This is a genomic window from Streptomyces humicola, from assembly GCF_024436035.1.
Lineage (GTDB): Bacteria > Actinomycetota > Actinomycetes > Streptomycetales > Streptomycetaceae > Streptantibioticus_B > Streptantibioticus_B humicola.
The window spans coordinates 96832-118689 of the sequence record NZ_JANFNG010000007.1; the positions used below are offsets into that span (position 1 = coordinate 96832).

Annotated in this window: 17 protein-coding genes; 11 read left to right on the plus strand and 6 right to left on the minus strand. The window is 69.2% G+C overall.

The genetic code is table 11. The features are described from left to right. The first annotated feature begins 33 nt into the window (after positions 1–33). The 11 genes from nuoH to NGB36_RS11955 all read left to right on the plus strand — a co-directional run bounded on the left by nuoH (position 34) and on the right by NGB36_RS11955 (position 13502). Positions 34–1353 (plus strand): NADH-quinone oxidoreductase subunit NuoH, encoded by a 1320-nt coding sequence (nuoH, locus tag NGB36_RS11905; protein ID WP_255920323.1) that lies wholly within the window; start codon positions 34–36, stop codon positions 1351–1353. Between the two features lie 100 nt (positions 1354–1453). After that, positions 1454–2032: an NADH-quinone oxidoreductase subunit NuoI gene (nuoI, locus tag NGB36_RS11910; protein WP_372509419.1), complete on the plus strand. Its 579-nt coding sequence runs from the start codon at positions 1454–1456 to the stop codon at positions 2030–2032. Next, positions 2029–2877, plus strand: coding sequence for an NADH-quinone oxidoreductase subunit J (locus NGB36_RS11915; RefSeq protein ID WP_255920182.1), 849 nt, complete (start codon positions 2029–2031; stop codon positions 2875–2877). The genes nuoI and NGB36_RS11915 overlap by 4 nt, the downstream gene beginning before the upstream one ends. Next, positions 2874–3173, plus strand: coding sequence for an NADH-quinone oxidoreductase subunit NuoK (nuoK, locus tag NGB36_RS11920; protein ID WP_255920183.1), 300 nt, complete (start codon positions 2874–2876; stop codon positions 3171–3173). The genes NGB36_RS11915 and nuoK overlap by 4 nt, the downstream gene beginning before the upstream one ends. Positions 3174–3188: 15 nt before the next feature. Beyond that, positions 3189–5084 carry an NADH-quinone oxidoreductase subunit L gene (gene nuoL, locus NGB36_RS11925; protein ID WP_255920184.1) on the plus strand — a complete coding sequence of 632 codons (1896 nt, stop codon included), beginning with the start codon at positions 3189–3191 and terminating at the stop codon, positions 5082–5084. 5 nt (positions 5085–5089) lie between these two features. After that, entirely contained in the window at positions 5090–6703 is a 1614-nt protein-coding gene (locus NGB36_RS11930) for an NADH-quinone oxidoreductase subunit M (RefSeq protein ID WP_255920185.1), read from the plus strand. Then, positions 6700–8382 (plus strand): NADH-quinone oxidoreductase subunit NuoN, encoded by a 1683-nt coding sequence (gene nuoN, locus NGB36_RS11935; protein WP_372509416.1) that lies wholly within the window; start codon positions 6700–6702, stop codon positions 8380–8382. Before NGB36_RS11930 ends, nuoN begins: the two co-directional genes overlap by 4 nt. A 238-nt stretch (positions 8383–8620) precedes the next feature. Continuing rightward, the gene (locus NGB36_RS11940; protein WP_255920186.1) at positions 8621–9868 is read left to right on the plus strand and encodes a carboxylate--amine ligase; all 1248 of its coding nucleotides are present in this window, start codon (positions 8621–8623) and stop codon (positions 9866–9868) included. Further along, the gene (locus NGB36_RS11945) at positions 9865–11031 is read left to right on the plus strand and encodes an FAD-dependent oxidoreductase (RefSeq protein WP_255920187.1); all 1167 of its coding nucleotides are present in this window, start codon (positions 9865–9867) and stop codon (positions 11029–11031) included. Before NGB36_RS11940 ends, NGB36_RS11945 begins: the two co-directional genes overlap by 4 nt. 132 nt (positions 11032–11163) lie before the next feature. Beyond that, positions 11164–12165 (plus strand): polyprenyl synthetase family protein, encoded by a 1002-nt coding sequence (locus NGB36_RS11950; RefSeq protein WP_255920188.1) that lies wholly within the window; start codon positions 11164–11166, stop codon positions 12163–12165. A 125-nt stretch (positions 12166–12290) separates the two neighbouring features. After that, positions 12291–13502 carry a LolA family protein gene (locus NGB36_RS11955; protein WP_255920189.1) on the plus strand — a complete coding sequence of 404 codons (1212 nt, stop codon included), beginning with the start codon at positions 12291–12293 and terminating at the stop codon, positions 13500–13502. Positions 13503–13535: 33 nt separating this feature from the next. Here NGB36_RS11955 and rarD read toward each other — a convergent pair whose 3' ends face one another. The 6 genes from rarD to NGB36_RS11985 all read right to left on the minus strand — a co-directional run bounded on the left by rarD (position 13536) and on the right by NGB36_RS11985 (position 21783). After that, complete coding sequence (rarD, locus tag NGB36_RS11960) at positions 13536–14441, minus strand: EamA family transporter RarD (RefSeq protein ID WP_372509420.1); 906 nt, start codon at positions 14439–14441, stop codon at positions 13536–13538. 152 nt (positions 14442–14593) lie between these two features. Further along, positions 14594–16576 carry an APC family permease gene (locus NGB36_RS11965; RefSeq protein WP_255920191.1) on the minus strand — a complete coding sequence of 661 codons (1983 nt, stop codon included), beginning with the start codon at positions 16574–16576 and terminating at the stop codon, positions 14594–14596. Between the two features lie 84 nt (positions 16577–16660). Beyond that, the gene (locus NGB36_RS11970) at positions 16661–17740 is read right to left on the minus strand and encodes a 2-oxoacid:ferredoxin oxidoreductase subunit beta (RefSeq protein ID WP_255920192.1); all 1080 of its coding nucleotides are present in this window, start codon (positions 17738–17740) and stop codon (positions 16661–16663) included. After that, positions 17727–19649 (minus strand): 2-oxoacid:acceptor oxidoreductase subunit alpha, encoded by a 1923-nt coding sequence (locus tag NGB36_RS11975; RefSeq protein WP_255920193.1) that lies wholly within the window; start codon positions 19647–19649, stop codon positions 17727–17729. The genes NGB36_RS11970 and NGB36_RS11975 overlap by 14 nt, the downstream gene beginning before the upstream one ends. Positions 19650–19858: 209 nt before the next feature. Then, entirely contained in the window at positions 19859–20518 is a 660-nt protein-coding gene (locus NGB36_RS11980; protein ID WP_255920325.1) for a response regulator transcription factor, read from the minus strand. A 101-nt stretch (positions 20519–20619) separates the two neighbouring features. Beyond that, positions 20620–21783 carry a sensor histidine kinase gene (locus tag NGB36_RS11985; RefSeq protein WP_255920194.1) on the minus strand — a complete coding sequence of 388 codons (1164 nt, stop codon included), beginning with the start codon at positions 21781–21783 and terminating at the stop codon, positions 20620–20622. Between the last annotated feature and the right edge of the window lie 75 nt (positions 21784–21858).

Consider the following 21858-nt stretch of genomic DNA (forward strand, 5'->3'; position numbering starts at 1 on the left):
GCAGCCGACAGCCTCGCGGCCGAGAACCTGACGATGTTCGGCACCGATCCGTGGTGGCTCGTCGTCATCAAGGCCGTCTTCTGCTTCGCCTTCGCGATGCTCACCGTGCTCTTCTCGATCGTCTGGGAGCGCAAGGTCGTCGCGTGGATGCAGCTGCGCATCGGCCCGAACCGCCACGGCCCCTGGGGGATGCTGCAGTCTCTCGCCGACGGCGTGAAGCTGATGCTCAAGGAGGACGTGGTCGTCAGCGGCGCCGACAAGGTCGTCTACATCCTGGCGCCGATCGTCTCGGCGATCCCGGCCTTCATGGCGTTCGCCGTCATCCCGTTCGGCCCGGCCGACAACGAGATCTCCGTCTTCGGCACCCGCACCCCGATGCAGCTCACCGATCTGCCGGTCGGTGTGCTGTACGTGCTCGCCGTCGCCTCCGTCGGGATCTACGGCATCGTGCTCGCCGGCTGGTCGTCGGGGTCGACGTATCCGCTGCTCGGCGGGCTCCGTTCGACCGCGCAGATGATCTCCTACGAGATCGCGATGGGCGTGGCGTTCGCCTCGGTCTTCCTCTACTCGCACTCGATGTCGACGTCGCAGATCGTCTCCTCGCAGCAGAGCCGCTGGTACATCCTGCTGCTGCCGGTTTCGTTCCTCATCTACATCGTCTCGATGGTGGGCGAGACCAACCGTGCGCCCTTCGACCTCCCGGAGGCCGAGGGCGAGCTGGTCGGCGGCTTCAACACCGAGTACTCGTCGATCAAGTTCGCGTTGTTCATGCTCGCCGAGTACGTCAACATGGTCACCGTCTCGGCGATCGCGACGACGCTCTTCCTCGGCGGCTGGCGCGCCCCCTGGCCGATCAGCACGGTGTGGGCCGGAGCCAACCACGGCTGGTGGCCGCTGCTGTGGTTCACCATCAAGGTGCAGCTGCTGCTCTTCCTCTTCATCTGGCTGCGCGGCACACTCCCGCGGATGCGCTACGACCAGTTCATGAAGCTGGGCTGGAAGGTCCTCATCCCGGTCTCCGTGGTCTGGCTGATGCTCGTCGCCTCGGTGCGGGCGCTGCGCAACGAGAACTACAACTTCCAGTCCGTCCTGCTCTACGTCGGCGGCGCGGTTCTCGCGCTGGTGCTGCTCTCGCTCGTCGTGGACGTCTTCCGCGACCGCGGGCGGAAGAAGGCCGAGGCGGAGCGGAAACTGCAGCCCGAGGAGCGGTTCGACCCGATGGCGGGCGGCTTCCCCGTACCGCCGCTGCCCGGACAGACCCTGCCACCCGTACCGCGTCGGCGCCCCCGTGGGGAGCGGCAGTTGGTGAGCACGGCGGAGAACACCAATGGCGAGGAGGGCGACGATGCCTGACATCGGCAAGACCCCTGACAGCGGCGAAGGCAGGCCCGGAGAGAGGGAATCCCGGTCCCTGCTGGGCCCGGTCGCGGGTTTCGGCGTGACCTTCAAGGCCATGTTCAAGAAGCGGCTGACCGAGCAGTACCCCGAGTACAAGAAGCCGACCGCACCCCGCTTCCACGGCCGTCACCAGCTCAACCGGCACCCCGACGGCCTGGAGAAGTGCATCGGCTGCGAGCTGTGCGCCTGGGCGTGCCCGGCGGACGCGATCTACGTCGAGGGCGCGGACAACACCGACGAGGAGCGCTACTCGCCCGGTGAGCGCTACGGCCGCGTCTACCAGATCAACTATCTGCGCTGCATCCTGTGCGGCCTGTGTATCGAGGCGTGCCCGACGCGGGCGCTGACCATGACCAACGAGTACGAACTCGCCGACCGCACCCGCGAATCGCTCATCTACACCAAGGAGGAGCTGCTCGCGGGGCTCGAGGAGGGGATGGTCGCCACTCCGCACGCGATCTACCCGGGAGCCACCGAGGACGACTACTACCTCGGCAAGATCACCGAGGCCGCGCCCGGCACGGTCCGCCAAGTGGCCGTCTCCAATGGCGAGAAGCCCGACCGATCCGACGACGCCGCCAAGGACACCAAGGGCGCCAAGGATGCCAAGGACGGCAAGGAGGTGGACGCGTGAGCACCTCCACGGGTGAGGCGATCCAGTTCTGGATCCTCGCGGTCGTCGCCGTCCTCGGCGCGATCGGCACCGTGTCCATGAAGAAGGCCGTGCACAGCGCGCTGAGCCTCGCCGGGACGATGATCGTGCTCGCGGTCTTCTACCTCGCACAGGGCGCGTACTTCCTCGGCGTCGTCCAGATCGTCGTCTACACCGGCGCGATCATGATGCTGTTCCTCTTCGTCGTCATGCTCGTCGGCATCACCGCCGCCGACTCGCTCAAGGAGACGATCAAGGGGCAGCGGTGGGCGGCCGCCCTGTGCGGACTCGGCTTCGGCATCCTGCTGATCGCCGGGCTCGCCAACGCCTCGCTGCACAGCTTCGCCGGGCTCGGCGCGGCGAACTCCGGCGGCAACGTCGAGGGGCTCGCCAGGCTCATCTTCACCACCTATGTCTGGGCGTTCGAACTCACCGGCGCGCTGCTGATCACGGCCGCGGTCGGCGCGATGGTGCTCACCCACCGCGAGCGCACCCAGCGGGCCGCCACCCAGCGGGAGCTCTCCGAGCAGCGGGTCCGCGAAGGCGCGCAGGTCACGCCGCTTCCCGCGCCCGGCGTGTACGCGCGGCACAACGCCGTGGACATCCCCGGCCTGCTGCCCGACGGCACCGCCTCCGAGCTCACCGTCAACCCGACGCTGCGCGCCCGCGGGCAGATCCGCGACGTCAGCGGCGAACGGCTCGCCCAGCTCGCCGAGCTGGAGCAGCGTTCCGAGAACTGGCTGGAGCGGGACGAACACGAACGCGACGGCGGACACCGCGCCAACGGCGTGAACAGCGCCAACGGCTCGAACGGAGGGGGCCAGTGAATCCGGTCAACTACCTGTATCTCGCGGCCCTGTTGTTCACGATCGGCGGGGCCGGCGTGATGATCCGGCGAAATGCGATCATCGTCTTCATGTGCGTCGAGTTGATGCTCAATGCCTGCAATCTGGCCTTTGTCACCTTCGCCCGGCTGCACGGCAACCTCGACGGCCAGATCTTCGCCTTCTTCACGATGGTCGTCGCGGCGGCGGAAGTCGTCGTCGGTCTCGCGATCATCGTGACGTTCTTCCGCTCCCGCCACTCGGCCTCGGTCGACGACGCCAGCCTGATGAAGCTGTAGATAGGGGCAGTTGACGTGGATCACCTCATCGGAGCCCTCGTCGGGGCACCATTGCTCGGCGCGGGCATCCTGCTGACCGGCGGCCGGCGTCTCGACCGCACCGGCCACTGGATCGGATGCCTGCTGTCGGCCGCCTCGTTCGTGATCGGCGCGCTGCTCTTCGCCGACATGCTGGGCAAGTCCGGCAGCGCGCGGACCATGACCTCGCACCTGTTCAGCTGGGTGCCGGTGGCGGGATTCCAGGCGAACGTCTCGTTCCAGCTCGACCAGCTGTCGATGACCTTCGTGCTGCTGATCACCGGTGTGGGCACGCTCATCCACATCTACTCGGTCGGCTACATGGAGCAGGACGAGAACCGCCGCCGCTTCTTCGGCTATCTCAATCTCTTCCTCGCGGCGATGCTGCTGCTCGTCCTCGCCGACAACTACCTGCTGCTGTATATGGGGTGGGAGGGCGTCGGCCTCGCCTCGTACCTGCTGATCGGCTTCTGGCAGCACAAGCCGAGCGCGGCGACCGCCGCGAAGAAGGCGTTCATCGTCAACCGCGTCGGCGACATGGGTCTGTCGATCGCGATCATGGTCATGTTCGCCACCTTCGGCTCCTTCTCCTTCGGCCCGGTCTTCTCCCACGCGACGAGCGCGAGCCAGGCGAAGCTCACCGTGATCGGCCTGTTGCTGCTGCTCGGCGCGTGCGGCAAGTCGGCGCAGGTGCCGCTGCAGTCCTGGCTCGGGGACGCGATGGAGGGCCCGACTCCGGTCTCGGCCCTGATCCACGCGGCGACGATGGTGACCGCGGGCGTCTATCTGATCACCCGGTCCAGCGCCATCTTCAACGCGGCGCCCGCCGCACAGCTCGCCGTCACCGTCGTCGGCGCGGTCACGCTGCTCTTCGGTGCGATCGTCGGGTGTGCGAAGGACGACATCAAGAAGGCGCTCGCCGGGTCGACGATGTCGCAGATCGGCTACATGATCCTGGCGGCCGGCCTCGGCCCGATCGGCTACGTCTTCGCGATCATGCACCTGATCACCCACGGCTTCTTCAAGGCGGGGCTCTTCCTCGGCGCCGGTTCGGTGATGCACGGAATGAACGACGAGGTCGACATGCGCAAGTTCGGCGGCCTGCGGAAGTTCATGCCGGTCACATATGTCACCTTCGGCCTCGCCTATCTGGCGATCATCGGCTTCCCGGGCCTGTCCGGCTACTGGTCGAAGGACAAGATCATCGAGGCGGCCTTCGCGAAGGGCGGTACGGACGGCTGGATCCTCGGCGGTGTGGCGCTGCTCGGCGCGGGCATCACCGCGTTCTACATGACCCGCGTGATGCTGATGACCTTCTTCGGTGAGAAGCGGTGGGTGCCCGATGCCGATGGCCACGAGCCGCACCCGCACGAGGCGCCGAGGACCATGACCATCCCGATGATCATCCTCGCCTTCGGCTCGGTCTTCGCGGGCGGGCTGTTCAGCCTCAACTCGTCGTTCCTGCACTGGCTGGAACCGGTCACCGGCCACACCGAAGGCCACTCGCCGGTCTCCACGGTGCTGATCCAGGCCGCCACGCTCGTCGTCCTCGCCCTCGGGCTCGGCCTCGCCTGGGTTCAGTACGGACGCCAGGCAGTGCCCGCGGTCGCCCCGCGCGGCTCGCTGCTCACCCGGGCCGCACGCCGCGATCTGCTCCAGGACGATTTCAACCACGTCGCCCTGGTCAAGCCCGGCGAATATCTCACTCGCGGTCTGGTCTACCTCGACCACTCCGTCGTCGACGGCGTGGTCAACGGCACGGCGGCGTCCGTAGGCGGCCTGTCCGGCCGGATGCGACGCCTGCAGAACGGCTATGTGCGTTCGTACGCGGTCTCGATGCTCGGCGGTACGGCGGTGCTGGTCGCCGCGACCCTGCTGATGAGGGGTGTCTGATACCCATGTCGTCCTTTCCCCTCCTTACTGTCACGGCCGTGGTGCCCGCGGTCGGTGCGATCGCCACGGCCGCCGTCCCGGCCGCGCGGCGCACCGCCGCCAAGTGGCTCGCCCTGGCCTTCTCGCTGGCGACACTGGTGCTCGCGGGCGTCATCGCGGCCCGGTTCACGCCGGGCGGCGCCCGCTACCAGCTCAGCGAATCGCACGCGTGGATCGCCGACTTCGGGGTGCGGTACGAGCTCGGGGTGGACGGCATCGCGGTGGTGCTGATCGGCCTCACCGCCCTGCTCGTCCCGTTCGTGATGCTCGCCGGATGGCACGACGCGGACGTCCTGGAAGAGCACAGGCCCAATCGCAACTGGCGTCCGACGCAGGGCTTCTTCGCGCTGATCCTGCTCGTCGAGGCGATGGTGGTGATCGCCTTCGAGTCCACGGACGTCTTCCTCTTCTATATCTTCTTCGAAGCCATGCTCATCCCGATGTACTTCCTCATCGGCGGCTTCGGGGACCGGGCGGGCGCGCACAGCGAGGACGAGCAGGCCAAGCAACGCTCGTACGCGGCCGTGAAGTTCCTGCTTTACAACCTCCTCGGCGGCCTGATCATGCTCGCCGCGGTGATCGGCCTGTACGTCGTCACCGCCCACCAGCTCGGCCACGGCACCTTCTCGCTGCCGCAGATCCTGCAGGCGCGGGCCGCAGGCCAGTTGCACATGTCGACGACGGCCGAGCGCTGGATCTTCCTCGGCTTCTTCTTCGCCTTCGCCGTCAAGGCGCCGCTGTGGCCGCTGCACACGTGGCTGCCCAACGCGATGGGCGAGGCGACGGCGCCGGTGGCGGTGCTGATCACCGCCGTGGTGGACAAGGTCGGCACCTTCGCGATGCTGCGCTACTGCCTGCAGCTCTTCCCCAACGCGTCCAACTGGGCGACGCCGGTGATCCTGGTGCTCTCGCTCATCAGCATCGTCTACGGCGCTCTGCTCGCCGTCGGGCAGCGCGACATCAAGCGCCTGGTCGCCTACGCCTCGATCTCCCACTTCGGCTTCATCATCCTGGGCATCTTCGCGATGACCTCGCAGGGCCAGAGCGGCGCGGCGCTCTACATGGTCAACCACGGCGTCTCCACCGCCGCCTGGCTGCTGGTGGCCGGCTTCCTGATCAGCCGCCGCGGCTCGCGCCTGATCACCGACTTCGGCGGTGTGCAGAAGGTGGCCCCGCTGCTGGCGGGCACCTTCCTCGTGGGCAGCCTCGCCATCCTCTCGCTGCCGGGGCTCGGGCCGTTCGTCAGCGAATTCCTGGTGCTGGTCGGAACATTCACCCGTTACCCGGTGCTGGGCGTCATCGCCACCTTCGCGATCGTGCTCGCCGCGCTGTACGTGCTCGTCCTGTACCAGCGCACCATGACCGGGCCGGTGAAGGCGGGCATCGAGTCCATGAAGGACCTCAGGCTCCGTGAACTCGTGGTCGCCGGGCCGCTGATCGCACTGCTGATCTTCCTCGGCGTGTATCCGAAGCCGGTCACGAACTACATCAACCCGGCGGTCAAGGACACGCTCTCCGACGTCCACAAGACCGATCCCGCGCCGCAGATCAACGCCGTAGCGAAGGAGACCGCCAAGTGACGACCGCGACGGCAGCCAGTATCCACAGCCTGTGGACAACGCTGGCGGACTCGACGCCCGGGGCGGCTGGTGCATCCACGAGCACGCTCTTCCCGGCGCCGAAGATCGAATACGCCCAGCTCTCACCGGTGCTGATCGTCTTCGGGGTGGCGATCCTCGGAGTCCTGGTGGAGGCGTTCCTGCCACGCCGCACCCGCTACACCGCTCAACTCGGCCTGTCCGTCGTCGGGTTGGCAGCGGCCTTCGCGGCTGTCGTCGCGCTCGCCGCCGACGGCTACGCGAGCACCAAGTCGCACATCGCGGCGATGGGTGCCGTCGCCGTCGACGGCCCGGCGCTCTTCCTGCAGGGCACGATCCTGCTGGTCGCGCTGGTCGCCGCGTTCACCTTCGCCGAACGCCGCCTCGATCCGGCCGCGCACGGCAGCCGTGTCGACTCCTTCGCCGCCCAGGGCTCCGCCGTCCCCGGCAGCGACCAGGAGAAGGCAGCAGTGAAGGCCGGGTTCACCACCACCGAGGTCTTCCCACTGCTGCTCTTCGCCGTCGGCGGCATGCTCGTCTTTCCCGCGGCCAACGACCTGTTGACGCTCTTCGTCTCCCTCGAAGTCTTCTCTCTCCCCCTCTACCTGCTGTGCGCTCTGGCCCGCCGCCACCGGCTGATGTCGCAGGAGTCCGCCGTCAAGTACTTCCTGCTCGGCGCCTTCTCCTCGGCGGTTCTGCTCTTCGGCGTGGCGCTGCTGTACGGGTACGCGGGAACCGTCTCCTACGGCGGCATCGCGGACGTCGTCAACGGCAGCGCCAAGCTCACCCCGGCACTCGCCAACTCGACCGCCACCGATGCGCTGCTGCTGATCGGCGGGGCGATGGTGGTGGTCGGCCTGCTCTTCAAGGTCGCGGCCGTCCCCTTCCACATGTGGACACCGGATGTCTACCAGGGCGCGCCGACCCCCGTCACCGGCTTCATGGCGGCCGCCACGAAGGTCGCCGCGTTCGGCGCACTGCTGCGCCTGCTCTACGTTGTTCTGCCCGGCCTGCGGTGGGACTGGCGGCCGGTGATGTGGGGCGTGGCGATCCTGACGATGGTGATCGGCGCGATCGTCGCGGTCACGCAGACGGATGTGAAGCGGCTGCTGGCGTACTCCTCGATCGCCCACGCCGGCTTCATCCTCGCCGGCGTCGTCGCGGTCTCGCCGGACGGCGTCTCCTCGGTCCTCTTTTACCTGGGCGCGTACTCGTTCGTCACGCTGGGCGCGTTCGCGGTGGTGACGCTGGTCCGGGACGCGGGAGGTGAGGCGACGCACCTGTCCCGGTGGGCGGGGCTCGGCCGGCGCTCCCCGCTGGTGGCCGCGGTCTTCGCCGTCTATCTGCTGGCCTTCGCGGGCATCCCGCTGACCTCAGGCTTCGCCGGGAAGTTCGCGGTCTTCAAGGCGGCGGCCGAGGGCGGTGCGCTCCCGCTGGTCATCATCGGTGTGATCTCCTCGGCGATCGCCGCGTTCTTCTACATCCGGGTGATCGTGCTGATGTTCTTCAGTGAGCCGCGGCCCGGCGGACCGTCCGTCGCCATCCCGAGCCCGCTCACCTCGGGCGCGATCGGGCTCGGCGTCGCGGTCACGCTCGTGCTCGGCGTCGCCCCGCAGTACTTCCTGGACTTGGCGAGCAAGGCGGACGTCTTCGTCCGCTGACCTCTCGCCGATCTTTCGCTGATCTCTCGGGTATCTCGCAAAGATTGTGCGCCCCTGGGTGTCCGCCCAGGGGCGCACAATCTCCCAAGACTGCACAATGTCCTGAAACGGCTTGCTGGAACGGTCAATTCGGAAGTAGCGTCCTTGCCCGGCTCGCGGTCGGCGGGAGCCATCGGCGCCCGTGGCCGAGGGGGGACATGTGGCGAGCAGACCGTCATCAGTGGTGCTGTCATGGCCTGTGGACAGATCCGTCCCCGGCCTGATCGTGAAGATCGGGAACTATCCGCTCCACCACGGCGGAGTCGGCGCGATCCGCAGCCTCGGGCGGCTCGGCGTGCCGATGTACGCCGTCACCGAGGACCACTACACCCCTGCCGCCGCATCGCGCTACCTGACCAGGGCCTTCGTCTGGCCGACCACCGGCCTCGAACGGCAGGAGTCCCTCGTCGACGGGCTGCTCGCCATCGGCCGCGGGATCGGGCGGCCCACGGTGCTCTTCCCGACCGACGAGGAGGCCGCCGTCCTCGTCGCGGAGCATGCCGAGGCGCTGCGGCAGCGGTTCCTGGTGCCGCACGTCCACCCCGCGCTGCCGCGGCGCCTCGCCAGCAAACAGGGGCTGTACGAGCTGTGCCTGGCGCATGGGGTGCCCGCACCGTACACGGTGTTCCCCGGCTCCCGCGCCGACGTCGAGGAGTTCGCGGCGACGGCCCGCTTTCCGGTCGTGGCCAAGAACCGCGAGGCCTTCGAGCGCCGCCGCGCACCTGCCGTGCACGGGACCACTCGCATAGCCGGCCCGCGTGAGCTGCTCGCACTCGCCAGGGGCTGGGGTGAGCGGCCCGGCGTGATCCTGCAGGAGTATCTGCCGCGTGAGACGGCGGAGGACTGGATCGTCCACGCCTATACGGATGCCGGCTCGGCGCCGTGCGTGCTGTTCACCGGGGTCAAGGTCCGTTCCTGGCCACCGCATGCGGGCATGACGGCCTGTGCGTACATCGTCCCCAACCCCGAACTCGCCGGACTCGCCACGGAATTCATCAAGCGGATCGGTTTCAGCGGGATCGTGGACCTCGACTGGCGGTACGACCGCAGGGACGGCCGCTACAAGCTGCTCGACTTCAACCCCCGCATGGGCGCACAGTTCCGCCTCTTCGAGAACGAGGCGGGGGTGGACGTGGTCCGTGCACAGCACCTGGATCTCACGGGCCGTCATGTGCCGGTCGGCGAGCAGCTGAACGGGCGACGCTTCCTGGTGGAGAACATCGACGTGGCGGCGCTGCTCGCCTACCGGCGCAGCGGCTGCACGACACCGCACGCACCGCGCCGGGCGACCCACACCGAGCTCGCCTGGCTCGCCCGTGACGACATCAAACCGTTTCTGACCATGCTGGCACGCTTCGTCCGGCCATCGGTGAAACACCTGTACCAGATGTGGCGTACATCGCATTCGGCCGTTCGCTCGTCCGTTCCCGGAGGGGGTCCGCAATGACACAGTCCGCGGTGGTGATCGGGGCCGGCCCGTACGGCCTGTCGACCGCAGCGCACCTGAAGGGGCGCGGGATCCCGGTCCGGATATTCGGTACGCCGATGTCGAGCTGGCGGGAGACGATGCCGACCGGCATGATCCTCAAATCCACACCGAAAGCCTCGACGATCTCGGCACCGCGGCCGGGCCACACGCTGCAGGACTTCTGCGATGCGACGGGGGAGCGGCGGCTGGTGACGGAGCGGGATCTCGTCACGCTCGAGGCGTTCGTGCGGTACGGGCGGTGGTTCCAGGAGCGCCTCGTGCCCGAGGTCGAGCAGGTGCAGGTCGTCTCCGTCGACGACGGCCGCAACGGCGGATTCGAGCTGAAGCTGGACTCCGGAGAGGAGCTCTCGGCGCGGACGGTGGTGGTCGCCAGTGGCCTGAGCAGCTTCGCGCACATACCGGCCGGGCTTACGGGCGGGCCGGTCTCCCACAGCTCGCGCCACGCCGATTTCGGCCGTTTCGCCGGGCGGGAGGTCGTGGTGATCGGGGCCGGCCAGTCGGCGCTGGAGAGCGCCGTGCTGCTGCGCGACGCGGGCGCGTCGGTGCGCGTGGTGGCCAGGCGGGCGGGATCGGTCGGCTTCGGCGCCCCGCCGACGTCCGGATTCCAGTGGAAACCGGATTCGCCCGTCGGGCGGGCGTGGTCGCTGTATGCGTTCAGCGATGTGCCGGGACCGGCGGCGTTCCGGTTTCTGCCGCGGGCGACGCGGCTGTGGCTGGTCCGCAACGTGCTCGGCCCGCGCGGGGCGTGGTGGCTGGCGCCGCGCTTCACGGGGATCCCGGTCATGCAGGGGTGCGAGGTCGACGCGTGCCGCGAGGTGCCGGGGGCGGTGGTGCTGGTCACGCGGGACGCACAGGGGCGGGTCGGCGAGATCGAGGCCGATCATGTGATCGCGGCGACGGGGTACCGGGTCGATCTGGAGACGCTCGGCTTCCTCAGCCCCCAGGTGCGGGCGCGCCTCGCGCGGGTGGGCGGGTCGCCCCGGCTCGACGCGGGCTTCGAGTCGTCGGTGCGGGGGCTGTACTTCACGGGTCTGGCGGCGGCGGCGACGTTCGGGCCGGTGCTTCGGTTCGTCTGCGGTGCGGGGTTCGCCTCGCGCAGGATCGCCTCCCGCCTGCGGTGAGGCGCACCCCTGGCGTAGGCTCACCCAGCCCGGGAGGCAACCCCCGCAAGGGGACCGGATACGCTGCCATCAATGGCACGACGGTGCCAGTGATGGCGGGCGTGACCCGATTCAGCGACAGGAGTTCCCCTCGTGACAGTCGTCGGGCCCTTCGGGCTGAGCGTGCGCGACCAGGTCCTCGACACCGACATCCGCGCCGGCCTGGCGGACATCGAGGAGGGCCTGCTCGAGGCCACCAAGAGCGACGTGCCGTTCATCACGGAGGCGGCCCAGCATCTGGTGCGGGCGGGCGGCAAGCGGTTCCGGCCGCTGCTGGTGCTGCTGGCCGCGCAGTTCGGGGATCCGCATGCGCCCGGCGTGGTGCCGTCCGCCGTCGTCGTCGAGCTGACGCACCTGGCGACGCTCTACCACGACGACGTCATGGACGAGGCCGCGGTGCGCCGGGGGGTGCCGAGCGTCAACGCCCGCTGGGACAATTCGGTCGCTGTCCTGACGGGTGACTTCCTCTTCGCCCGAGCCTCGCACATCCTCGCCGATCTCGGCCCGGAGGCGGTCCGCATCCAGGCGGAGGCGTTCGAGCGCCTGGTCACCGGGCAGATCCTGGAGACCGCGGGACCACAGGCCGGACGGGACCCGATCGACCACTACCTCGACGTGCTCGCCGGCAAGACGGGCTCCCTGATGGCGGTGGCGGGACGTTTCGGTGCGATGATGTCGGGCGCCGATGAGTCCGTGATCGACACCATGACCCAGTTCGGTGAGCGGATCGGCGTCGCCTTCCAGCTCGCCGACGACGTGCTCGACATCGCCAGCGACAGCCGCGAGTCGGGCAAGACCCCCGGCACCGACCTGCGCGAGGGCGTGGCGACCCTCCCGGTGCTGCATCTGCGCGCGCGGTGCGCCTCCACCGACGACCACCGCCTCATCGAGCTCCTCGACAGCGACCTCAGCGACGAGCTGCGGCATGCCGAGGCGCTGCGGCTGCTGCGCGCTCACCCGGCGCTCGAACAGGCCCGCCGGGACACCATCCGTTACGCCGACGCCGCCCGTTCGGCGCTCGCCCCGCTGCCCCCCGGCCCGGTGAAGCAGGCGCTTGAAGGACTGTGCGACGCCGTGGTGTTCCGCGCCGGCTGAACCTCCGGGACCGGTCTCGGGGTTCGTCATACCGAGGGTGTACGCGGAGTTGATTCCGTGGGCTGATGTGGCGGAGGGCCGGACTTGGTGGGATGGGATGCGACCACCCAGCAACGGAGGTAGCAATGCCAGCGATCCAACCGCCGCAGCCGGACGACGAGTTCGATGGGGACGGCACCGGCCGCCGCCGGAAGCTGGTGCGCTACGGCGTGCCGGTCGCCGTCGCGGGCATCGCGGCGACCACCATCGGCCTGGGCACGGCGCTCGCGAGCACCAGCAGCGGCCCGTCGTTGCCGCACATCACGGCAGAGCAGCTGCTCGACAAGATCGCCACATCGAAGGTGCAGACGCTCTCCGGCACGGTCCGCGTCAGTACGGACTTCGGCCTGCCGGACGCGCTCATGAGCGGCGTGACGGGCGGTCTGACGAGCGGCGGCGCGGGCGGCAAGGGCGGCGCGTCCGCGGACCCTCAGCCCAGGCTCGCCGAACTCCTCTCCGGCACGCACACCCTTCAGGTGGCCGCTGACGGTCCGACGCGGCAGCGTGTGTCGATACTCGACGGATCCTCCGACTACAGCGTCGTCCACAACGGCGATCAGCTGTGGGCGTACGACAGTGCCACCAACTCGGTCTTCCACACCACACGTCCGCAGGGGCGGGAGAGCTCCGCCGGCCCCGCCACCCGCGAGAACCGCCAGGACATGCCCGCGACACCCCAGCAGGCCGTGCAGCAGGCACTCACGTCGGTCGACCCGACGACATCGGTGAGCGTGGGCGGCACCGCCCAGGTGGCGGGTCGCAGCGCGTACGAGCTGGTGATCAAGCCGAAGCAGGCCGACAGCACTGTTGACGCGATACGCGTCGACGTCGACGCGAGCAACGGGGTGCCGCTGTCGTTCACCCTGACACCCAAGGACGGCGGTCCGGCGGCTGTGGACATCGCGTACACCACGGTCGACTTCGGCAGGCCCGCCGCCTCCACCTTCGACTTCACCGTGCCGAAGGGCGCCAAGGTCACAGAGGGAACGAAGGGGCTGGGCGCCGACCAGCAGCAGCCGGGCCTCAATGGTGCGGGCGGCAGCGCCGAACGGCTCGGCCAGGGCTGGACGACGATCGCCGAGCTCAAGGCGGGCAAGGGGCAGGGCTCCGCCGCGAACGGCAAGGAGCTCTCCTCCCTCAGCAGCCTGGGCATCGGCCACCAGGTCAGGGGGGCCTTCGGCAGCGGCACAGTGATCAGCACCCGCCTGGTCAACGCCTTGATCACCGACAAGGGCACGGCATACATAGGCGCGGTCAGCCAGGGCGCGCTGATACGGGCCGCCGACGCGGGCAGGTAGCCGCCGGGCGGGACGGGTGCGGCCGAAGGCGCTCTACGCGGGCGTCTTCGGCTCGGCCTCCGGGGCTTCCCGGACTTCCCGGGTCACCACCCGTGCCACCACGGCCTGACGGCCGCGGCGTGCGGTACGCAGGGCGTCATAGGTGAGCATGACCAGCGCCAGCCACACCAGCGCGAATCCGGCCCACCGCTCGGGCGGCATCGCCTCATGGAAGTAGAGCAGCCCACACAGGAACTGCAGAACCGGCGCGAGGTACTGCAGCAGGCCGAGGGTGGTGAGCGGTACGCGGACCGCCGCCGCGCCGAAGCACACCAGCGGTAGCGCGGTGACCACCCCGCACGCCACGAGCAGCGCGGCGTGCCCGGCGCCGTAGTGGGTGAAGGTGTTCCTGCCCGTGGAGCCGAGGATCAGCAGATAGGCGAGGGCGGGCAGGAACTGGACGGCGGTCTCGGCGGCGAGGGATTCGATGCCCCCGAGGCCGATCTTCTTCTTCACCAGGCCGTAGGTGCCGAAGGAGAAGGCGAGGATGAGTGCGATCCACGGCAGTCGTCCGTAGCCGATGGCCAGCACTGCGACGGCGCCCGCTCCGATGCCGACCGCCGCCCACTGCACGGGTCGCAGCCGCTCGCGCAGCACGAGGACGCCGAAGCAAATGGTGACCAGAGGGTTGATGAAGTAGCCGAGCGACGTCTCGACCACCTGGCCGGAGTTGACGCCGTAGATGTAGAAGCCCCAGTTGACCGAGATGACGGTGGCCGCGATCGCGATCAGGCCGAGCCGTCTCGGCTGCCGCAGCAGCTCACGTATCCACGCCCAGCGGTGCAGCGCGAGCACGATCAGCGCGACCGCCGCAAGGGACCAGACCATGCGGTTGGCCAGGATCTCGATCGCCGACGCCGGCTCCAGGAGCGGCCAGAAGAGCGGGACGAGGCCCCACATGCCGTAAGCGGCGAATCCGTACAGCAGTCCCGCGCGCTGCTGGTTCAAGGCCCCTCCCGGTCACGTACACAACCCACCCGACGACGGTAGCGGGACCTGCCCGCGCCTGTCATTCGTGTTTCGCCATACGGTCATGACAGGTGAGCCGCCCTCTACACCGCTTCCGGAGGCCTTCCGGCAGCCCTGCTCGCCACCGCCTTCTCCACGTCGAACGGCAGCACCGTCACGGCGACGTTGGGCAGGTCCTCGACCGTGCGCGCCATTGCGTCGCCCGTGCCCCGGTGCAGGATGCGGCCGATGACGGGCGCGTAGGTGCGCCGGGGCACCAGAAGCGTCAACGCCGTCTCCCCGTCGTGTGTGACGCGGGCCGCGAGGTCCAGGACGGCGCGCCGCAGCCGCCGGTCCGGGCAGGCGACGACCTCCAGCGGCACGGTCGTGCCGGCCGTGTCCTCCCAATGCGCCATCAGGTCGCGCGTGTGCTTCTCGTCGATCATGAAGTGCACGGCCCGGATCTCGTCAGGGCGGAGCCGGTGGGCGTAGCGCAGCCCCTTGAGCACCGCGAGGTCGAGGCTGTCGACGAGCACGTAGACGATGTGCCTGCGCCATGTGGGGCGGTCGGCGCCGGTGCTCGGCGTCGCCTGCTCCAGCGCCGCCGCCTCGGCCCGGTACTGCCGGTTGATCCGCATCAGCGCCCACACCCCGAGCGGGAAGAGCACGACGACCACCCACGCGCCCTCGGTGAACTTGGTGATCGCGAAGATGACCACGATGAGCGCCGAGACGGTCGCCGCGGCGGCGTTGACGGCGATCTTCCAGGGCCGCCCCGGTTCCCGCCGTCGCAGGTGATAGGCGGTCAGACCGGCACCGGCCATGGTGAAGCCGGTGAAGACTCCGATGGCGTAGAGCGCCACCAGCCGGTCGACGCTGCCTCCGGTCACCACCAGCAGCGCGAGTGCGAGCGCCGCAAGCACGATGATCCCGTTGGAGAAGGCGAGCCGGTGGCCGCGCCGGGTCAGCTGACGCGGCAGGAACTGGTCCTCGGCGACGAAGCTGGCCAGGAACGGAAAGCCGTTGAACGGGGTGTTGGCCCCCGTGTAGAGGATCAGCGCGGTGGCCAGCTGGACGTAGACCAGGCCCACGGTGCCGATCCACCCCGTGCCGAAGAGCAGGTGCGCTTCCTGTGCGATGACGGTGGGGTTGCCGCTGGTGTAAGGGATGGCGTGGGTGAAGTGGGCGAGGACGGAGACGCCCATCACCATGATGCCCAGCGCGATGCTCATCGCGATCAGCGTGCGGCGGGCGTTGACGCCCTGGGGGTGGCGGAAGGCCGAGACACTGTTGGAGATCGCTTCGAGGCCGGTGAGCGACGAACCGCCGTTGGCGAAGGAACGCAACACGATGAAGAGCGTCGTTCCGTAGAACAGTCCGCTGCCGGGCGTGCCGAGGCTGAGCGCACCGGCGGCGTGCAGGTTGGCTTGCGGCAGGTGGCCGTGGAGCAGATACCGGACGAGCCCGACGACCAGCATCATCGCGACCGCGAACATGAACAGGTAGGCAGGAGCGGCGAAGGCCCGCCCCGCCTCACGGATGCCACGCAGATTCCCCCAGAAAAGGATCAGCACGACGATGACGTCGATCGGCGTCTTGAGGTGGTCCAGCCCCGTGTAGCCGCCGCCGACCAGGTGCGCCAGGGAGATGAGGGCGTCGGTGCCTGCGGCGGTCTGCACGGCCACGGTGACGATGTAGTCGATGAGAAGGGCGACGGCGGCGATCTGGGCGATGTTCGGCCCGAAGTTCTCTCTGGCCACGACGTAACTGCCGCCCGCCTGGGTGTAGACGGTGACCACGTCCCGGTACGAGAGCGTCAGCAGGAGCAGGACGAACAGGATCGCCAGGGTGAGCGGCAGCAGCATGGTGAACGCGGCGACACCGATCACCGGGATCAGGATCCGCAGCATTTCCTCCGACCCGTATGCCGTGGACGACATGCAGTCGGAGGCGAGCACACCGAGCGCGAGGGGGTTGGAGAGCTTCTCCTCGGAGAGCTGCTCGGTGATCAGCGGGGGGCCGAGCAGGAGACGCTTGACCCGGTAGGAGACGCGGTCGCGCGGTGGGGCGGGTTCCGTGGTGGCCATAGACATACACATACGGGTGCCCGGTCGCTGTGTCCCGCAGACGCAGCGACCGGGCACCCGTACGGGCCGCCGGGCGGCCGATCCTCAGCCGACGACCGTCCAGGTGTCGGTGCCGGCGAGCAGAGCGGCGAGGTCGCCTTCGCCGTTCTGCTCGACGGCGGCGTCGAGCTGTTCGGCCATCGCGGTGTCGTAGACCGGGCGGTCGACGGTGCGGAGGACGCCGATGGGGGTGTGGTGGAGGGTGTCGGGGTCGGCGAGGCGGGAGAGGGCGAAGGCGGTGGCGGGGGAGGGGGCGTGGGCGTCGTGGACGAGGACCTGGTCGGCGGTCTCGTCGGTGACGGTCACGACGGTCAGCTCGCCGGTGGCCCGGTCGCGGATGACGCCCTTTTCGCCGCCTGTGCCGAAGCGGATGGGTGCGCCGTGTTCGAGGCGGATGAGGGCTTCGTCGGCGGTGTCGCGGTCCTTGAGGGAGTCGAAGGCGCCGTCGTTGAAGATGTTGCAGTTCTGGTAGATCTCGACGAGGGCGGTGCCGTGGTGGGCGGCGGCCTGGCGCAGCACGTCGGTGAGGTGTTTGCGGTCGGAGTCGATGGTCCGCGCCACGAACGACGCCTCGGCACCGAGCGCGAGGGAGACGGGGTTGAAGGGCGCGTCGAGGGATCCCATCGGCGTCGATTTGGTGATCTTGCCGACCTCGGAGGTGGGTGAGTACTGGCCCTTGGTCAGTCCGTAGATGCGGTTGTTGAACAGGAGGATTTTGAGGTTGACGTTGCGGCGCAGGGCGTGGATGAGGTGGTTGCCGCCGATGGACAGCGCGTCGCCGTCGCCGGTGATCACCCATACGGACAGGTCGCGCCGGGAGGTGGCCAGGCCGGTGGCGATGGCGGGGGCCCGGCCGTGGATGGAGTGCATCCCGTAGGTGTTCATGTAGTACGGGAAGCGGCTCGAGCAGCCGATGCCGGAGACGAAGACGATGTTCTCGCGCTTGAGGCCGAGTTCGGGCAGGAAGCCCTGGACGGCGGCGAGGATGGCGTAGTCGCCGCAGCCGGGGCACCAGCGCACTTCCTGGTCGGACTTGAAGTCCTTCATCGTCTGCTTGGTGTCGGCGGCCGGGACCAGCGACAGCGCCGCGGCGTATGGGTTGGGCTGCGGTTCAGTCGACGACATCGATGGCCTCCTTAAGGGCGTGGGCGAGCTGTTCTGCCTTGAAGGGCAGGCCGGTGACCTGGGTGTAGGAGCGGGCGTCGACCAGGTAGCGGGCACGGATGAGCGTGGCCAGCTGCCCGAGGTTCATCTCGGGGATGATCACGTGGTCGTAGGCCTTCAGGACCTTCTCCAGGTTGGCGGGGAAGGGGTTGATGTGGCGCAGGTGGGCCTGGGCGATCTGCCGCCCCGCGCCGCGGACGCGGCGTACGGCGGCGGTGATGGGCCCGTACGTCGAGCCCCAGCCGAGGACGAGGGTGGTGGCCTGGTCGGTGGGGTCGTCGACGGTGATGTCGGGGACGGTGATGCCGTCGACCTTGGCCTGGCGGGTGCGGACCATCAGGTCGTGGTTGGCTGGGTCGTAGGAGATGTTGCCGGTGCCGTCCTGCTTCTCGATGCCGCCGATGCGGTGTTCCAGGCCCGGCGTGCCCGGGATCGCCCAGGGGCGGGCGAGGGTGGCGGGGTCGCGCAGATACGGCCAGAAGCTTTGCGTGCCGTCGTCGGCGGTGTGGTTCGGCTCGGTGGCGAAGTCGACGCGCAGGTCGGGCAGCTCGTCGAGGTCGGGGATGCGCCAGGGCTCGGAGCCGTTGGCCAGGTAGCCGTCGGAGAGCAGGAAGACCGGGGTGCGGTAGGTCAGCGCGATCCGGGCGGCCTCCAGCGCGGCGGTGAAGCACTCGCCGGGGGTGGCCGGCGCCACGACCGGTACCGGTGCCTCGCCGTTGCGTCCGTACATCGCCTGCAGCAGGTCGGCCTGCTCGGTCTTGGTCGGCAAACCCGTCGAGGGGCCGCCGCGCTGGATGTCGACCACCAGCAGCGGAAGCTCCAGGGAGACCGCGAGCCCGATCGTCTCGGACTTCAGCGCGATGCCCGGCCCGGAGGTGGTGGTCACCGCGAGCGAGCCGCCGAAGGCGGCCCCGAGTGCCGCGCCGATACCGGCGATCTCGTCCTCGGCCTGGAACGTGCGCACGCCGAAGTTCTTGTGCTTGGACAGCTCGTGCAGGATGTCGGAGGCCGGGGTGATCGGGTACGAGCCGAGGAACAGCGGCAGCCCCGACCGGCGCGATGCGGTGACCAGCCCGTATGCCAGCGCCAGGTTCCCCGAGATGTTCCGGTAGGTACCCGGCGGGAATGTGTCCGCCGCCGGAGCCACCTCGTAGGTGACGGCGAAATCCTCCGTCGTCTCGCCGAAATTCCAGCCCGCCCGGAACGCCGCGATATTCGCCTGGGCCAGCTGCGGCTTCTTGGCGAACTTCTTGCGCAGGAAGGTCTCGGTGCCCTCGGTCGGCCGGTGGTACATCCACGACAGCAGGCCCAGCGCGAACATGTTCTTGCTGCGCTCGGCCTCCTTGCGGGTCAGCTCGAACTCCTTAAGCGCCTCGACCGTCAGCGAGGTCAGCGGCACCTCGTGCACCGCGTACGCCGACAGCGAGCCGTCGTCCAGCGGGCTGGCGTCGTAGCCCACCTTGGCCATCGCCCGCTTGGTGAACTCGTCCGTGTTGACGATCACCTCCGCGCCGCGCGGCAGATCGCCGATGTTGGCCTTGAGCGCCGCCGGGTTCATCGCCACCAGCACATCCGGCCGGTCCCCGGGGGTGAGGATGTCGTGGTCGGCGAAGTGCAGCTGGAAGGAGGAGACCCCCGGCAGCGTCCCTGCAGGGGCCCGGATCTCCGCCGGGAAGTTCGGCAGCGTCGACAGGTCGTTGCCGAACGACGCCGTCTCGGAAGTGAACCGGTCACCGGTCAGCTGCATGCCGTCCCCGGAGTCCCCCGCAAACCGGATGATCACCCGGTCAAGACGCCTGATCTCCTTGCCGGGCTCGCGCTGTTCTCCGAGAACTGCCTGATCGGCTGAGCTACTGACCTGGCTGGCCACTGAACTGGACCTCCTTCGAGGCGGCGCTCCTACCACAGGTAATGGTACGTGGGTAAGGGACACCTTCCCTTTAGGGTTTAAACGCTTGCCCTTCGTCATTTAGTCCTAGGCACTAGGGTCTCCATTGAGGCCGGAGGGACCGTGCGGCGCGGGCGGCACCGTGGCGGCCTTGCGGCGGCCTCGCGCCTATCTGACACCATGTCAGATGATCAGGAGTTGAGGTAGGTCAGTACGGCGAGCACCCGCCGGTGGTCGCCCTCGCTCGGCGCGAGCCCGAGCTTGAGGAAGATGTTGCTGACGTGCTTCTCCACCGCGCCGTCGGAGACCACGAGCTGCTTGGCGATCGCGGAATTGGTACGGCCCTCGGCCATCAGCCCCAACACCTCGCGCTCCCGGGGCGTCAGCCCGGCCAGCACATCCTGCTTGCGGCTCCGGCCCAGCAGCTGCGCGACCACCTCGGGATCGAGCGCGGTGCCCCCTTCGGCCACCCGTACCACCGCGTCAACGAACTCACGGACCTCGGCCACCCGGTCCTTGAGCAGATAGCCCACACCGCGGGTGGACCCGGCGAGCAGCTCGGTCGCGTACTGCTCCTCCACGTACTGGGAGAGCACCAGCACCCCGATGCCGGGATGGTTGCGGCGCAGTGCCACGGCCGCGCGCAGGCCCTCGTCGGTGTGGGACGGAGGCATCCGTACGTCCGCCACGACGACGTCCGGGGGCTCGCCTGACCCGGCCATCGTGCCCACCACGTCGAGCAGCGCCTCGGCGTCCCCCACGCCGGCGACCACGTCATGCCCGCGGTCGGTCAGCAGCCGGGTCAGGCCTTCCCGGAGCAGCACCGAGTCCTCGGCGATGACCACCCGCACGTTGTCCTCCACGACTCGCGTTCCCCCACATGCTGTGACGCCGTGACCGGGCTGTACGTCGTACAGCCCGGTACAGCATCGCAGGATCCGGCTGCGGGGCGTCAGGAACGCCAGGGCAGTTCGGCGGTGATGCGGGTGGGTCCGCCGGGCGGGGAGTCGACGACGAGGAGGCCGTCGACGGCGTCGAGGCGTTCGGCGAGGCCTGCGAGGCCGGTTCCGGCTGCTGCCGAGGCGCCTCCGCGGCCGTCGTCGGCGACCTGCAGCAGCAGCCGCTGCTCCGCGCGCCACAGGTCGACGCTCGCGCTGCTCGCTCCGCTGTGTTTGCTGACGTTGGTGAGCAGCTCGGAGGCGGTGAAGTAGGCGATGCCCTCGATCGCGTCGGCCGGCCGGGCGGGCAGGTCGACCGTCACCCGTACGGGGACGGTGCAGCGGGCCGCGACGGAGGAGAGTGCGGGGCCGAGGCCGCGGTCGGTGAGGATGGCGGGGTGGATGCCGCGGGCGAGGTCGCGCAGCTCCTGGAGGGCGGTCTTCACCTCGCCGTGTGCTTCGTCGACCATGCGGGCCGCTGCCTGGGGATCTTCCAGGAGCTTTTCCTTGGCGAGGCCGAGGTCCATGGCGAGGGCGACGAGGCGGGCCTGTGCGCCGTCGTGCAGGTCGCGTTCGATGCGGCGCAGGTCGGCGGCTGCGGTGTCGACGACGATGCCCCGGTCCGACTCCAGCTCGGCGATCCGCCGCTCCAGGTCGCTGGAGGGCGACAGCAGGCCGCGGGCCATCGCCCGATCCACGGTGCACAGGCCGCGCACGACCCACGGCAGCACCGGCCAGCCGACGAAGAGCAGTACTAGGGCTACGGTGAAGGTGAGAACGCCCCAGGGCAGTCGGATGAAGAAGTAGAGGGCGTGCCGCCAGGCCACCGGATCCTTCAGCGTCGTCCACAGCCAGGGGAAGAACCCGACCGTGTCCGGCCGCAGCGACCGCGGCTCCTCGATCCGCACGCCGAGCAGGCCTCGTACACGCGCCCGCTCGACGCGGCCGAGCCCGCGCAGACCGGCGAGACCGGCCGCGAGCAGCGGCAGGCCGATCACGGTCACCGAGAATCCGACGCCCAGGTAGAGGACGGCGACCACGTAAACGAAGCCCAGCAGGTCCACCGGGAGATTGAGCAGGAGGTGCGCGATCTCCTTCCAGGTGGCCGGGTGGAAGGCGAACCCGGGGCGCGGCAGCGGATCGTCCTGGCGCTGGTTGCGGGCGTCGGGGGTGGTCATGAGGAAAGCGTGCCGGGCGCTCAGGCCGGGCGCCATGGTGTGCGTAGGTAGGACAAGGTGGGGTTATCCCCACCC

Coding starts and splice junctions, on each gene's coding strand:
- nuoH (WP_255920323.1), top strand. CDS start 34: ATGTTCGGCACCGATCCGTGGTGGCTCGTCGTCATCAAGGCCGTCTTC.
- nuoI (WP_372509419.1), top strand. CDS start 1,454: ATGTTCAAGAAGCGGCTGACCGAGCAGTACCCCGAGTACAAGAAGCCG.
- NGB36_RS11930 (WP_255920185.1), top strand. CDS start 5,090: ATGTCGTCCTTTCCCCTCCTTACTGTCACGGCCGTGGTGCCCGCGGTC.
- NGB36_RS11945 (WP_255920187.1), top strand. CDS start 9,865: ATGACACAGTCCGCGGTGGTGATCGGGGCCGGCCCGTACGGCCTGTCG.
- NGB36_RS11955 (WP_255920189.1), top strand. CDS start 12,291: ATGCCAGCGATCCAACCGCCGCAGCCGGACGACGAGTTCGATGGGGAC.
- rarD (WP_372509420.1), bottom strand. CDS start 14,441: ATGTGGGGCCTCGTCCCGCTCTTCTGGCCGCTCCTGGAGCCGGCGTCG.
- NGB36_RS11965 (WP_255920191.1), bottom strand. CDS start 16,576: ATGGCCACCACGGAACCCGCCCCACCGCGCGACCGCGTCTCCTACCGG.
- NGB36_RS11970 (WP_255920192.1), bottom strand. CDS start 17,740: ATGTCGTCGACTGAACCGCAGCCCAACCCATACGCCGCGGCGCTGTCG.
- NGB36_RS11985 (WP_255920194.1), bottom strand. CDS start 21,783: ATGACCACCCCCGACGCCCGCAACCAGCGCCAGGACGATCCGCTGCCG.